Origin of the sequence: Curtobacterium sp. MEB011 (genome assembly GCF_030209655.1) — a bacterium.
Taxonomy (GTDB): domain Bacteria; phylum Actinomycetota; class Actinomycetes; order Actinomycetales; family Microbacteriaceae; genus Curtobacterium; species Curtobacterium poinsettiae.
On sequence record NZ_JARVRN010000002.1, the window covers coordinates 39,123 to 52,929 of the forward strand.

13 protein-coding genes are annotated in these 13,807 nt (G+C 71.7%); 2 read left to right on the forward strand and 11 right to left on the reverse strand.

What is annotated here, in order from left to right:
- Positions 1 to 48 precede the first annotated feature (48 nt).
- Complete coding sequence (locus QRN30_RS01985; RefSeq protein WP_017887952.1) at positions 49 to 822, reverse strand: HAD family hydrolase; 774 nt, start codon at positions 820 to 822, stop codon at positions 49 to 51.
- 201 nt (positions 823 to 1,023) lie between these two features.
- Here QRN30_RS01985 and QRN30_RS01990 point away from each other — a divergent pair, with 201 nt between their 5' ends.
- Positions 1,024 to 2,379 (forward strand): APC family permease, encoded by a 1,356-nt coding sequence (locus tag QRN30_RS01990; RefSeq protein WP_017887951.1) that lies wholly within the window; start codon positions 1,024 to 1,026, stop codon positions 2,377 to 2,379.
- Between the two features lie 71 nt (positions 2,380 to 2,450).
- On the opposite strand, the gene QRN30_RS01995 is transcribed toward QRN30_RS01990, so the two are convergent.
- The 4 genes from QRN30_RS01995 to hxlB all read right to left on the reverse strand — a co-directional run bounded on the left by QRN30_RS01995 (position 2,451) and on the right by hxlB (position 5,026).
- Positions 2,451 to 3,173 carry an alpha/beta hydrolase gene (locus tag QRN30_RS01995; protein WP_017887950.1) on the reverse strand — a complete coding sequence of 241 codons (723 nt, stop codon included), beginning with the start codon at positions 3,171 to 3,173 and terminating at the stop codon, positions 2,451 to 2,453.
- The gene (locus tag QRN30_RS02000) at positions 3,170 to 3,676 is read right to left on the reverse strand and encodes a GNAT family N-acetyltransferase (protein WP_259553134.1); all 507 of its coding nucleotides are present in this window, start codon (positions 3,674 to 3,676) and stop codon (positions 3,170 to 3,172) included. The genes QRN30_RS01995 and QRN30_RS02000 overlap by 4 nt, the downstream gene beginning before the upstream one ends.
- A gap of 148 nt (positions 3,677 to 3,824) precedes the next feature.
- A complete protein-coding gene (gene hxlA / locus QRN30_RS02005; protein WP_017887948.1) occupies positions 3,825 to 4,451 on the reverse strand; it encodes a 3-hexulose-6-phosphate synthase in 627 nt (208 codons plus the stop codon).
- A gap of 11 nt (positions 4,452 to 4,462) precedes the next feature.
- The gene (hxlB, locus tag QRN30_RS02010; RefSeq protein ID WP_194589968.1) at positions 4,463 to 5,026 is read right to left on the reverse strand and encodes a 6-phospho-3-hexuloisomerase; all 564 of its coding nucleotides are present in this window, start codon (positions 5,024 to 5,026) and stop codon (positions 4,463 to 4,465) included.
- A gap of 110 nt (positions 5,027 to 5,136) precedes the next feature.
- On the opposite strand from hxlB, the gene QRN30_RS02015 reads away from it, so the two are divergent.
- Positions 5,137 to 5,982 (forward strand): helix-turn-helix transcriptional regulator, encoded by an 846-nt coding sequence (locus tag QRN30_RS02015; protein WP_017887946.1) that lies wholly within the window; start codon positions 5,137 to 5,139, stop codon positions 5,980 to 5,982.
- Between the two features lie 30 nt (positions 5,983 to 6,012).
- Here QRN30_RS02015 and QRN30_RS02020 read toward each other — a convergent pair whose 3' ends face one another.
- The 6 genes from QRN30_RS02020 to QRN30_RS02045 form a co-directional block, all read right to left on the reverse strand.
- Positions 6,013 to 6,696, reverse strand: coding sequence for a response regulator (locus QRN30_RS02020; protein ID WP_017887945.1), 684 nt, complete (start codon positions 6,694 to 6,696; stop codon positions 6,013 to 6,015).
- Positions 6,693 to 9,185, reverse strand: coding sequence for an ATP-binding protein (locus QRN30_RS02025; RefSeq protein ID WP_284760272.1), 2,493 nt, complete (start codon positions 9,183 to 9,185; stop codon positions 6,693 to 6,695). The genes QRN30_RS02020 and QRN30_RS02025 overlap by 4 nt, the downstream gene beginning before the upstream one ends.
- 121 nt (positions 9,186 to 9,306) lie before the next feature.
- On the reverse strand, positions 9,307 to 9,906 hold the full coding sequence (gene kdpC, locus QRN30_RS02030; RefSeq protein WP_284760274.1) for a K(+)-transporting ATPase subunit C: 600 nt from the start codon (positions 9,904 to 9,906) through the stop codon (positions 9,307 to 9,309).
- Positions 9,907 to 9,908: 2 nt separating this feature from the next.
- Complete coding sequence (gene kdpB / locus QRN30_RS02035; RefSeq protein WP_071250081.1) at positions 9,909 to 12,005, reverse strand: potassium-transporting ATPase subunit KdpB; 2,097 nt, start codon at positions 12,003 to 12,005, stop codon at positions 9,909 to 9,911.
- Entirely contained in the window at positions 12,002 to 13,684 is a 1,683-nt protein-coding gene (kdpA, locus tag QRN30_RS02040) for a potassium-transporting ATPase subunit KdpA (protein WP_159556145.1), read from the reverse strand. Before kdpA ends, kdpB begins: the two co-directional genes overlap by 4 nt.
- Positions 13,684 to 13,773, reverse strand: coding sequence for a potassium-transporting ATPase subunit F (locus QRN30_RS02045; protein ID WP_017887940.1), 90 nt, complete (start codon positions 13,771 to 13,773; stop codon positions 13,684 to 13,686). The genes kdpA and QRN30_RS02045 overlap by 1 nt, the downstream gene beginning before the upstream one ends.
- Positions 13,774 to 13,807: the final 34 nt, after the last annotated feature.

Consider the following 13,807-nt stretch of genomic DNA (forward strand, 5'->3'; position numbering starts at 1 on the left):
TGGGTACGTCGGTGCGGCGGGCAGGCAGGGAGCGCCCGGCCGGGTGGCCTACGTCGTGCTGGTGCTGGCGACCGGTGCGGGCAGGTCGTCGAGGAGTTCGGCGAGGTCGGACACCACGACGTCGGCACCGTGCTCGCGCAGGGCGTCCGCCCCGGCACCGCGGTCGACACCGATGACCAGACCGAACGAACCGTTGCGGCCGGCTTCGACCCCGCTCGTCGCGTCTTCCACCACGACGCACTCGGCGGCGGTGAGCCCGAACCGCGTTGCCGCGTCGAGGTAGGTGTCGGGCGCCGGCTTGCCGGTCAGGCCGTCCTGGCGCGCGACGAGCCCGTCGACGACCACAGGGAACCGGTCGAGGATGCCCGCCGTCCGGAGCACCGAGGTGGCGTTCGCCGAGCTCGAGACGACCGCGACGGACAGACCGGCGTCGATCGCGGCGGTCAGGAACCGCAGCGAGCCCGGGTAGGGCTCGACACCGTGCTCGTCGAGCTCGGCCGTGAACTCCGCGTTCTTCCGGTTGCCGAGCCCGCACACCGTGTCGGTGTCGGGCGCTTCGTCCGGGGTGCCCTGCGGCAGGTCGATGCCACGCGACTCGAGCAGCGAGCGCACGCCGTCGTACCGGGGCTTGCCGTCGATGTACGTGAAGTAGTCCTGCTCGGTGTACGGCGCGACCCCGTGCGCTTCGAGGTACGGCGTGAAGAGCCGGCTCCAGGCCCGCATGTGCACGTCGGCGGTGGGGGTGAGCACGCCGTCGAGGTCGAACAGGAGCGCTCGCTGGTCACTGAGTCGAGCGGGCGTGCGCTGGTCCTGCGTCGTCATCTGCGGTCCTCCGGGGACTGGTGGTGGACGTGTGGCTCCCGACGAGTCTAGGACCGCTCCAGGTGCCGGGTCCCGACGCGCCGCACGCTGTGGAGAGAGTTCACCAGGGGCTGCACTGTGCAGGGGGAACCCCCTCCGCGGCGCACCTGTGAAGCCTCCGAGACACACCCCGGCACGCTGACCCGGACGAAAGGCACCTCCATGACCAGCGACACCACCGCCGCACCCCACGACGGCTCGCAGTCGAAGCTCCGCCAGGCGATCACCGGCCCGCTGCTGTTCCTCTTCATCCTGGGCGACGTGCTCGGCGCCGGCATCTACGCGTTGATGGGGACCCTGGCGGAGGACGTCGGCGGAGCGCTCTGGGCACCGTTGGTGCTCGCGCTCCTGCTGGCCCTGCTCACCGCGGGGTCGTACGCCGAACTCGTGACGAAGTACCCGAAGGCGGGCGGTGCCGCGGTCTTCGCCGAACGGGCCTACAAGACGCCGATCGTCTCGTTCCTGGTCGGCTTCAGCATGCTCGCCGCCGGTGTCACGAGCGCCGCCGGGTTGTCGCTCGCCTTCGCCGGCGACTACCTCGGCACCTTCGTCGACCTGCCTCCGGTGCCCACCGCGATCGTCTTCCTCGCCCTGATCGCCTGCCTGAACGCCCGCGGCATCTCCGACTCGCTCAGGAGCAACGTCGTGATGACGGTCATCGAGGTCTCCGGCCTCGTCATCGTGGTCGTCGTCGTGGCCGTGATGATCGGCGGGGGCGGCGGCGACGTCTCGCGCATCGGCGCGTTCCCGTCCGAGGCGAACCCGGCCCTGGCGACGCTGAGCGCCGCGATCGTCGCCTACTACTCGTTCGTCGGCTTCGAGACGTCCGCCAACATCGCCGAAGAGGTCCGCGACCCCCGCCGCGTCTACCCGAAGGCCCTGTTCGGCGCCCTCGCCACGGCCGGCGTCGTCTACGTCCTCGTCGCCCTCGCCAGCGCGATCGCCCTGCCCGCGTCCGAGCTGTCCGAGTCCAGCGGCCCGCTGCTCGCGGTCGTCTCCGCCACCGGCGTCCCGATCCCCGACTGGGTCTTCAGCCTCATCGCCCTGGTCGCCGTCGCGAACGGCGCGCTGCTCACGATGATCATGGCGAGCCGCGTGACCTACGGCATGGCCGAGCAGCGGCTCCTGCCCGCCCTGCTCGCGAAGGTCCTGCCGAACCGGAAGACCCCGTGGACCGCGATCGTCGCCACGACGGTCGTCGCGATGCTCCTGACCCTGGTGGGTGACGTGGGCGTGCTGGCCGAGACCGTCGTGCTCCTGCTGCTCTTCGTGTTCATCAGCACGAACGTCGCCGTCCTGGTGCTCCGCCGCGACCACGTCGAGCACGACCACTTCCGGGTCTGGACCTTCGTCCCGGTGCTCGGGGTGCTGTCGTGCGTCCTGCTGCTCACGCAGCAGAGCGGCCAGGTCTGGCTCTACGCCGCGATCCTGCTCGCCGTCGGCGTGGTGCTCTACTTCATCGCCCGGTTCACCGGGCGCCGTTCCGGACGCGACCACGAGGCGGGCGTGATCCACTGACGTCGCGCACCACGGGCCTCCAGGCAGACCGTCTGGAGGCCCGTGGTGCGTCCGCCGGTCGGCGCGCGGAGTCAGCGCAGGTCGCGCACCCAGGCCTCGACCGCGTCCGAGATCTGCTGCCGGGCATCAGCACGGCTGATGGTCGCCGTCCGGTCGCCCGGCTGGTCGCCGTAGGCACCGAAGTCGGCGTGGTTCGACCCCTGGATCTCGGTCATGGTGGCGGTCGACGGCAGCTTGTCCCGCGCGGCGTCGACCTTGGCCGGCGTCGACAGGCCGTCACGCGAACCGGAGACGCTCAGCACGTCGATGTACGAGCGGCTGATGTCGTTCGCGCAGTAGCTGCCGAAGAGCAGCAGACCGTCGGCGTCCTGGGCGAGCTGGCACGCACGGACCCCGCCGAGGGAGTGCCCGCCGACGGCCCAGCGCGTGACCGAGGGGGCGTGGGCCTCGAACGTGGCGAGCGGCCGGGTGTCGAAGAACGCCAGGTTGAGCGTCGGCTTCGTGATGACGACCGTCGTGCCGTTGGCGACCACCTGCCGGAACGTCGCCATGTAGGCGTAGGGATCCACCTTCGCACCGGGGATGAACACGATCCCGACCCCGTCGGCCTGGCCGGTCGGGGTCATCACCACCGAGTCACCGGCGTCCCGCACCGCGATCCGGTCGTCACGCCAGACCTGCAGGGCGGCACTGCGCGTGCCCTGCATGACGATGTGCGCCCACACGAGGAACACCACCGCGAGCAGGACGACGACGGCGACGATCCAGGTGGTCCAGCGCAGCGCTCGGTTCATGTGGCCACCGTACGGCGCATCAGGACCTCGGTCCGGCCGTCCGGCAACGGATCGCCGGGTTCGTCGCGTGCGCTGAAGCCGACGTGCTCGTAGGCGCGACGGGCGACGGCGTTGTCGGGCAGCACCGAGAGTTCGAGTTCGGTGGCTCCGGTAGCAGCCGCCCACGTGGCGATCGCGTCGATGAGTGCACGGGCGATGCCGCGGCCGCGCGCTGCCGGGTCGACCCACATCGAGATGAGCTCGGCGGGGCCGTCCGGGTCGGTGGACGGGACGCCGCTCGCCATCCCGACGACCGCGCCGGGTCCGTCGGCATCGGTGTCGACCGCGAGCAGGTCGAGCGCTCCCGGGATCGACAGGCGGGTGCGCCACCGGTGCTCGGGGGCGTCCACCCAGTCCTGCAGCGTCGAGCCGAAGGCGTCCGGGGCGTCGGCGAGGGCGCGGAGGCGCACGGGTCGCCACGCTTCCCAGTCGTCGGCGGTCACGCGGCGCAGTTCGATCCCCACGTCCCGACGGTACCGCGGAGCGGGGTGCGACCGGCAGGGCGGGACCGGCAGGGTCCCGCATCCAGTGCGCAGAAGACGTCGGGTGCGGTGGTCGCACCCGACGTCTTCTGCTCACTCGTTGGCCGTCGCCCGGGAAGGGCGACCGGGACTACGCCTTGATGGCGGCGCGGATCTCGGCGGCTGCTGCGCCGACGTCCGAGGCGCTGTAGATCGCGCTGCCGGCGACGGCGATGCGGGCACCGGCATCCTGAACCGAGGCGACCGAGGACGCGTTCACGCCGCCCGCGATCGAGAACGGGACGCCCGAGTCCTTGCCGGCGTCGAGCAGGGTCGAGAAGGTGAAGCCCTCTTCTGCCTGCTCGTCGAGCCCGGCGTGGACCTCGACGAACTCGGCGCCGAGTGCGACGACCTCGCGGGCGCGGGCGGCCTTGTCGGAGACGCCGATCAGGTCGACGACGATGCCCTTGCCGTGCTTCTTCGCGGCCTTGACGGCGCCGACGATCGTCGAGTCGCCGGCGACACCGAGGACGGTGACCAGGTCGGCACCCGCCGAGAAGGCGATGTCGGCCTCGAGCTCACCGGCGTCCATGGTCTTGAGGTCGGCGAACACGATCTTGTCGGGGTGCGCTTCCTTGATCGCGGTGACGGCGGACAGGCCGGCGCTCTTGATCAGGGGCGTGCCGAGCTCGAGGACGTCGACGTGCGGCGCGGCCGCGGCGGCGAGCTCGAGGGCGGCTTCGGTGGTCAGGGTGTCCATGGCGAACTGGAGCTGCATGGGTGTGCCTTTCATTCGAGGTTGGCGTGACGGGGCCAGAGGTCGTCGGCGGACTGCCCGCCTCGGGCCCACAGGGCGTGGAACACGGCGTCGCCCACCAGGGCGACCGCCTGTTCGAAGAGGCCACCGGCGTACTGGGCCGAGGCGGTGCCGGAGCGGTCGGTCTTCGTCGCGGCGGGCAGCACGATCGTGACGTCCGCCAGCTCGGAGAGCGGGGAGTCGTCGGTGGTCGAGAGCGCCACGACGGATGCCCCGACCTCGTGCGCGGTGCGCGCGGCCTGCACGATGCCGGTGGTCGTCCCGGAACCGCTCGCGACGAGGAGCAGGTCACCCTGCCGGATGGCCGGGGTGGTGACCTCGCCCACGACGTGCGCGTCGAGCCCCAGGTGCATGAGGCGCATTGCGGTCATGCGGAGGGCGAGGCCGGAGCGACCGGCGCCGTGGACGAACACCCGGTCGGCGCCCTCGATCAGGTCGAGTGCACGCTGTGCGGGAGCGTCCTCGAGGCGGGCCGCCAGGTCGCCGACCTCGCGGACGACCAGGTCGAGCGCTGCGGAGACGGTGGTTGCTGCCATGACGACGATCCTTCCGTCAGCGGACCCTGCGCGCCGCTACCCGCCCCGGCAGGGGTCCCATCCCATCGGGTGGGCCCGTCCGCTCGGGTGGGACGGGTACGGTCGCCTCCATGGACGCATCGGTCGACACACTGGAGGCCCGGGGCGGCTCCGCCATCCGGCTCGCGGCCGCCGAGCACGCCCGCACCGTCGCCGAGCAGGCGGACCGGCACGCGCTGACCCTCGAGTCCGTCCTCGCCGTGCTCCGGTCGTCGCGGGTCACCGACGCAGCCGCCCGGGCCGAGGCCGTCGAGATCGCCTCGGCCGCCCTCGTCGACCTGCGCACCGTGACCGATCAGCAGCGGAGCACCCTGCTCGAACCCGTCACCGGGGCGTTCTCACGGCTGCGCGCCGACCTGCGACCGCTCGTGCGCTTCGGGGACCTCGACGTGCAGTTCGTCGAGCCGCCGGCCACCGGCCGTGCGCTCCCGGGTGACGTCGCCCACGCGGCCCGGGCGATCGTCCGGACCGCGGTGCTCGCCCTGGTCGACGACGGTGCGGCGAAGCGGGTGCGCATCCAGTGGGACTGCGACGGCCGGAACCTGCTCATGCAGCTCCGCGACGACGGCTCCGGCACGCTCGACGTGCAGGACGACGCCATGCGACCGATCGCCGAGCGGGTCGTCACGCTCGACGGGCGGGTGCAGGTCGCGAGCACCCCGGGGTGGGGATCGGTGCTCGACATCTCCCTGCCGCTCGACCCACGGCCGACCGAGGTGGACGCGGTCGACGACGGCGATCTGACCCCGCGGGAGCGCGACGTGCTGCGGCTCGTGGCGACCGGTGTCGGCAACCGGGAGATCGCCGAGGGGCTCGGCATCAGTGTCAACACCGTGAAGTACCACGTGGCGAACCTGCTCCGGAAGCACGGCGCCCGGACCCGGGCGGAGCTCGCGGCGTTCAGCTCCCGGGCGTGAACCGACGGGACCGCGACGCGTACCGGGTTCCTACGCCCCGGGGGCGAAGCGGTAGCCCATGCCGGACTCCGTCACCAGGAAGCGCGGGTGCGCGGGGTCGGGCTCGAGCTTCCGCCGCAGCTGGGCCATGTAGAGGCGCAGGTACCCGGAGTCGTTGCCGTGCGTCGGCCCCCAGACCTCGGTCAACAGCATCTCGCGGGTCATCAGGCGGTCGGGGTTCGTGACCAGGACCTCGAGCAGGCGCCACTCGGTGGGCGTCAGGCGGATCGCCGGACCCTCGGCCGGGGTGACCTGCTTCGCGACGAGGTCCACGAGCAGCGGTCCGATCGCGATCGTCGGGGTCTCCTCCGTCGCCACCACCCGGCGTCGTCCGAGTGCCCGCAGCCGGGCGAGGAGCTCGTCCATCTGGAACGGCTTCGTCACGTAGTCGTCGGCACCGGCGTCGAGCGCGTCGACCTTGTCGGACGAGTCGGTCCGGCCGGAGAGCACCAGGACGGGCACCTGCGACCAGGCCCGGACGCCCTCGAGCACCCCGATGCCGTCGAGTCGGGGCATGCCGAGGTCGAGGAGCACCAGGTCGGGGCGCTCGGTGATGACGGCGTCGATCGCCTCGCGCCCGTCCCGAGCCGTGACGACGTCGTACCCTCGCGCCGAGAGCGTCACCGACAGCGCACGGACGAGCTGCGCGTCGTCGTCAGCGATCAGGACCTTCATCGGATCTCCACTCCCACGTGCCCGGCGATCGGCAGCCGCACCACGACGGTGAGGCCACCGCCCGGGGTGTCGTCGACCTCGATCGTGCCGCCCATGCCCTCGGTGAACCCGCGCGCCAGAGCCAGGCCGAGCCCGAGGCCGGTCTCGTTGTCGGTGTCGCCGAGCCGCTGGAACGGCTGGAACACCTCGTCGCGGCGGTCCGCGGGGATCCCGGGGCCGTGGTCGGCGACGCGGAGTTCGACCACGCCGGCGAAGGCGCTGGCGGCGACCCGGACGTGGGTGCCCTCCGGGGCGTACCGGGCGGCGTTGGCGAGCAGGTTCACGACGACGCGCTGCAGCAGGACGGGGTCGGCGAGCACCGGGGGCAGGTCGGCGGGCAGGTCGAGGTCGACGTCGTCGGGGCCGAGCTCGAGCTCGTCGAGTGCGGGGGCGACCACCGTCTCGAGTGCGATCGACGCCGGGGTGACCGCGAGGACACCGGCCTGCACGCGGCTGACGTCCAGCAGGTCTGCCAACAGCACCGCCAGCTGACCGAGGCTCTCGTCAGCGGTCGCGAGCAGCGCCTCCCGGTCGGGTCCGGACAGGTCGATGTCGGGCGCACGCAGCGTCTGCACGGCGGCGGAGGCCGCTGCGATCGGTCGGCGCACGTCGTGGCCGACGGCCGCGAGCAGTGCGCTGCGAACCCGGTCGGCGGCGGCGATGCGTTCGGCGCCGACGGCAGTGCGGGTCAGCTCGCGGTGCTCGACGGCGGCGTCGAGCTGCTGCTCGACGACCCGCAGCAGTCGGCGCTGGGTCGGGTCGTCGGGCGCGCCGGCGAACTCGAGCACGGCGCCGGAAGCGAGCGTCGTCGACGCGTCCGGCGTCGTGCCGAACTCGCCGGAGGTCGCCGGCACCTCGTCGCCCTGGCGGATCCGGACGCCGGCGAAGCCGAAGGCCTCACGGGTGCGGTCGAGCAGCGCCTGCAGGGCGTCGTCACCACGGAGCACACTGCCGGCGATGCCCATCAGGAGCCCGGACTCGGCCGAGGCCCGACGGGCGGCACGTGACCGGCGGGCGGACCGGTCGACCACGAAGCTGACCAGCACCGCGCTGATGACGTACATGACCAGCGCGAACAGGTGCCACGGCTGCTGGACGGTCACCATGTAGAGGGGTTGCACGAAGAAGTAGTCGAGACTCAGCCCGGACAGCACGGCCGCGAACACCGCCGGCCACATCCCGCCCACGAGCGCCACGACGAGCACGAGCAGCTGGTACGCCAGCACGTCGACGGTGATGGCGTCCGGGTCGCTGCCGATCGACAGCACCCAGGTGAGCAGCGGGCCGACCAGGACCGACAGCACGAACCCGGCGATCACGCGTCCGCGGGACAGACTGCCCCCGAGCTTCGGCAGGGTGATCCCGCCGCCGGCCCGCTCGTGCGTGACGACGTGCACGTCGATGTCGCCGGACTCCCGGATGACGGTGTTGCCGATGCCCGGACCGGTCATGGCGGCCGCGAGCCGGCTGCGGCGGCTGACCCCGATCACGATCTGGGTGGCGTCGATCGACCGTGCGAACCGCACCAGGGTGCTCGGTACGTCGTCGCCGACGACCTGGTGGTACGTCCCACCGAGCTGCTCGAGCAGGGTCCGCTGCTTGCCGAGCGCGCCGGGGTGCCGCACGCGCAGGCCGTCGTTCGTGGTCACGTGGACGGCGGCGAGCTCGCCGCCGGCGCTGCGGGCGGCGATGCGGGCGCCGCGGCGCAGCAGGGTCTCGCCCTCGGGGCCGCCGGTCAGGGCGACGAGCACGCGCTCCCGGGTCTCCCAGCGGTGTTCGATGCCGTGCTCGGCGCGGTAGGCCTTGAGCGCGTCGTCGACCTCGTCCGCGAGCCAGAGCAGGGCGATCTCGCGCAGGGCGGTGAGGTTGCCGAGGCGGAAGTAGTTCGACAGCGCGGCGTCGATCCGGGCCGCCGGGTAGACGAGCCCGTCGGAGAGCCGTTCGCGCAGCGCTGCCGGGGCCAGGTCGACGACCTCGATCTGGTCGGCCGCGCGCACCACGGCGTCGGGGACGGTCTCGCGCTGCACGGTGCCGGTGATCTCGCGGACCACGTCGCCGAGGGACTGCATGTGCTGCACGTTGACCGTCGAGATGACGTCGATGCCGGCGTCCCGCAGCGCTTCGACGTCCTGCCAGCGCTTCTCGTTCGGGCTGCCGGGGGCGTTCGTGTGGGCGAGTTCGTCGACGAGCGCGACCTCGGGTGCCCGGGCGATGACAGCGTCGAGGTCGAGGTCGTCCAGGTCGACGCCGCGGTGCGAGACGGTGCGGCGGGGCACCACCTCGAGCCCGTTCACCAGGGCCGCGGTGGCGGCGCGCTCGTGCGTCTCGACGACGGCGACGACCACGTCGCGACCCTCGTCGAGCAGCCGACGCCCCTCTTCGAGCATCGTGTAGGTCTTGCCGACACCGGGCGCTGCACCGAGCAGGACCCGCAGCTTCCCGCGCTTCACGTGCTCATCCTCTCGCGTGCGGGGGTCGGTCTCCGCAAAACACCGGTGTTCACCTGTCGCACCGCGGTCTGCGAGTGTTCGACGCGCGAGCACCGGTGTCTTGCGGAGGGGTCGCCCACGCTCAGGACGCCTTCGCCAGCGCCAGGTTCAGCGCGAGCACGTTCACCACGGGCTCACCGAGGAACCCGAGCTGCCGCGACTCGGTGTGCGACTGCACGAGCTGCCGCACGGTGGCGACGGACAACCCCCGTGCCGATGCCACGCGCGCCACCTGCTGGCGTGCGTACTCCGGGCTGATGTCCGGGTCGAGCCCCGAGCCCGAGGCGGTCACGGCGTCGGCCGGCACCTGTGCGGCGGGGACCCCGTCGGCCTTCGCCAGGGCGGCACGACGCTCCTCGACGGCCTTGAGCAGGTCGGCGTTGTTCGGCCCGAGGTTCGAGCCGGAGGACGCCCCCGCGTCGTAGCCGTCCCCGGCGGCGGACGGCCGCGACTGGAACCAGCGGTCGGCCTGCTTCCCGGTGAACGACTGCCCGATCAACGAGGAACCGACGACCTTGCCGGACGAGTCCGTGACCATCGAGCCGTTGGCCTGGTCGTGGAACGCCGCCTGGCCGACGCCCCAGACGGCGAGCGGGTACCCGACGCCGAGGACGACGGTGGCGACGAGGGTGAGGCGGATCGCCACACCGGCGGAACGGAAGGTGGAACGTGCAGATGCCATGACTAGAACCCCGGGATGAGACCGACCACGAGGTCGATCAGTTTGATGCCGATGAAGGGGACGACCACGCCGCCCAGCCCGTAGACGAGCAGGTTGCGGCCGAGGATCGACGACGCTGCGGCTGCGCGGTACTTGACGCCACGCAGGGACAGCGGGATGAGCGCAACGATGACCAGCGCGTTGAAGACGACCGCCGACAGGATCGCGGACGACGGGCTGTGCAGCCCCATGATGTTGAGCGCCGCGAGGCCCGGGAACGCGGCCTGGAACATCGCCGGGATGATCGCGAAGTACTTCGCGACGTCGTTGGCGATGGAGAAGGTGGTCAGGGCACCGCGGGTGATGAGCAGCTGCTTGCCGATGCGGACGACGTCGATGAGCTTGGTCGGGTCGGAGTCGAGGTCGACCATGTTGCCCGCCTCCTTCGCCGCCGTCGTACCGGTGTTCATCGCGACGCCGACGTCCGCCTGGGCCAGGGCCGGGGCGTCGTTGGTGCCGTCACCGGTCATGGCGACGAGGTTGCCGCCCTCCTGCTCGCGCTTGATGTAGGCGAGCTTGTCCTCCGGGGTGGCCTCGGCCAGGAAGTCGTCGACGCCGGCCTCGTGGGCGATGGCTGCCGCGGTGCGGGGGTTGTCACCGGTGATCATCACCGTGCGGATGCCCATCGACCGGAGCTCGGCGAACCGTGATGCCATGCCGTCCTTGACGACGTCCTTCAGGTGCACGACGCCGAGCAGCGTGACCGCACCGGTCGACGACCGACGGCCGACGACGAGCGGTGTGCCGCCCTGGTCGGAGATCTCCGCGACGGTCGCGTCGATGGCCGAAACGACACCGGCTTCGGTGGTGTCCGCCCAGGCGAGCACAGCCGCAGCGGCGCCCTTCCGGATCTGCGATCCGTCGGGCAGGTCGAGACCGGACATGCGCGTCTGCGCCGTGAACGGCACCTCGACGGCCCCGTCCGGCAGGCCCACGGCGGCGCCGTCCTCGCGCGCCAGGTCGACGATCGAGCGACCTTCCGGGGTGCTGTCCGCGGCACTCGACAGCGCTGCGGCTTCGAGCAGGTCGGCGGTCGTCACGCCCGGCACGGGCACCACGCGGGATGCCCGGCGGTTGCCGTAGGTGATCGTGCCGGTCTTGTCGAGCAGCAGCGTCGTGATGTCACCGGCGGCCTCGACCGCGCGGCCCGACATCGCGAGCACGTTGTGCTGCACGAGTCGGTCCATGCCGGCGATGCCGATCGCGGAGAGCAGGGCCCCGATGGTGGTCGGGATGAGGCAGACGAGCAGGGCGATGAGCACCGGCACGCTGACCGTCGCACCGACGAGCCCCGCGATGGGCTGCATCGTCAGGCAGACGATCACGAAGACGATCGACAGCGAGGCGAGCAGGATGTTCAGCGCGATCTCGTTCGGCGTCTTCTGCCGTGCCGCACCCTCGACCAGACGGATCATCCGGTCGATGAAGGTCTCGCCCGGGGTCGAGGTGATGCGCACCACGATCCGGTCGGACAGCACGCGGGTGCCGCCGGTGACGGCGCTGCGGTCGCCGCCGGACTCGCGGATGACCGGTGCCGACTCACCCGTGACGGCCGACTCGTCGACCGACGCGATGCCGTCGATGACGTCACCGTCGCCCGGGATGACCTCGCCCGCGACGACCAGGACCACGTCGCCCTTGGCCAGGTCGACGGAAGCGACCTCCTCGGTCGCGTTGCCGGTCGCGGCCGCGTCGGACGTCGCGTACCCGAGCACCCGGCGGGCACTCGTGGTCGAGCGGGTCTTCCGCAGGGTGTCGGCCTGGGCCTTGCCGCGGCCCTCGGCCACCGACTCCGCCAGGTTGGCGAAGACGACGGTGAGCCAGAGCCAGACGGCGATGGCGATCGTGAAGGCGGACGGCTCGACGACGGCGGCTGCCGTCGTCAGCGCCGCGCCGACCTCGACGATGAACATGACGGGGTTCCGCCACATGAGTCGCGGATCGAGTTTCCGCAGGGCGCCCGGGAGGCCCGCCACCAGCTGGCGGGGTCCGAATGCGGACGAGCGGATGGCCGGCCTGGAGGCGGTGGTCGCCTCGTGCTCGGAGGTCACGGTGGTCATGACAGTCCTTCTGCGAGCGGACCCAGTGCGAGCACCGGGAAGTAGGTGAGTGCGGTGACGATGACGGCGACGCCGCCGAGCAGCACGATGAAGAGCGGGCGATGGGTGGGCAGCGTGCCGGCGGTCTCCGGCACCCGGTCCTGCGCCGCGAGGGACCCGGCGAGCGCCAGGACGAACACCATCGGCACGAAGCGGCCGAGCAGCATCACGACGCCGAGCGAGGAGTTCATCCACGTGGTGTTCGCGGTGAGTCCGCCGAAGGCCGAGCCGTTGTTGTTCGCGCCCGAGGTGAAGGCGTAGAGCAGCTCGGTCAGCCCGTGGTTGCCGGGGTTGAAGATCGACGTCCCGAGCACCTGTTCGCGGACCCCGGGGATCACGAGCGAGAGCCCGGTGGCCAGGAGCACGAGCGTCGGCGTGACGAGGATGTACAGCGCCGCGAAGGTCATCTCCTTGGCGCGGATCTTCTTGCCGAGGTACTCCGGGGTTCGGCCGACGAGCAGGCCGCCGATGAACACCGTGATGACGGCGAGCACGAGCATGCCGTACAGGCCGGAGCCGACGCCGCCGGGGGTGACCTCGCCGAGCATCATGTTGACGAGCGCCATCATCCCGCCGATCGGGGTGTAGCTGTCGTGCATCGCGTTGACGGCGCCGGTGGACGTCGAGGTGGTCGCGGTCGAGAAGAGCGTCGAACCGAGGATGCCGAAGCGGCTCTCCTTGCCTTCCATCGCGGCCCCGGCGGCGTGTGTGGCGATCCCGCCGCCGCCGAGCTCGGCGATCGACATGACCGACAGCGAGACGAGGAAGATCGCGCTCATCACGGCGAGGATCGCGTAGCCCTGGCGGTCGTCCCCGACGAGCCGCCCGAACGTGCGCGGGAGCGAGAACGGGATGACGAGCATGAGGAAGATCTCGACGAGGTTCGTCCACGCCTGCGGGTTCTCGAACGGGTGCGCCGAGTTCGCGTTGAAGTAGCCGCCACCGTTCGTGCCGAGTTCCTTGATCGCCTCCTGCGAGGCGACGAACCCGCCGGGGATGTGCTGCGTGCCACCGATGAGCGTGGTGACGTCGGTGCCGCTCCCCCACGACTGGACGACCCCGCCGGCGACGAGCACGATCGCGAAGACGAACGCCCCGGGCAGCAGCAGCCGGCCGAGCCCGCGGACGATGTCCACCCACACGTTGCCGAGGGTGCCGGACTTGCGACGGGCGAACCCGCGCACCAGCGCCACGGCGACCGCCAGGCCGACGGCTGCGGACAGGAAGTTCTGCACCGCGAGGCCGGCCATCTGCACGGTGTAGCCGAGGGTGACCTCGGGCGAGTACGACTGCCAGTTCGTGTTCGACACGAACGACGCCGCGGTGTTGAACGCGAGCGAGGGTCCGACACCGGGCAGTCCGAGGTCGCCGGGCAGGACGACCTGGATGCGCTGCAGCAGGTAGACGAGCAGGAGCCCGGCGACGCTGAAGAGCAGCACGCCGCGCAGGTACACGGGCCAGGACTGCTCGGCGTCCGGGTCGACGCCGATCAGCCGGTAGACCCCGCGCTCGACCCGGTTGTGCCGGACGGGTGTGAAGACCTTCGCCATCCAGTCGCCGAGCGGGCGGTACGCGACGACGAGCAGCAGGACGAGGGTGGCGACCTGGGCGATGCCCGCCCAGAGGTCCGCGGCGCCCACTAGAAGCGCTCCGGACGCACGAGCGCCCAGACGAGGTACACGACAGCGGCGATGCCGAGGACGGCGGCCGCGATGGTGATGCCGATCACAGCCGTTCCACCCCCTTGGCGATCAGTGCCACCA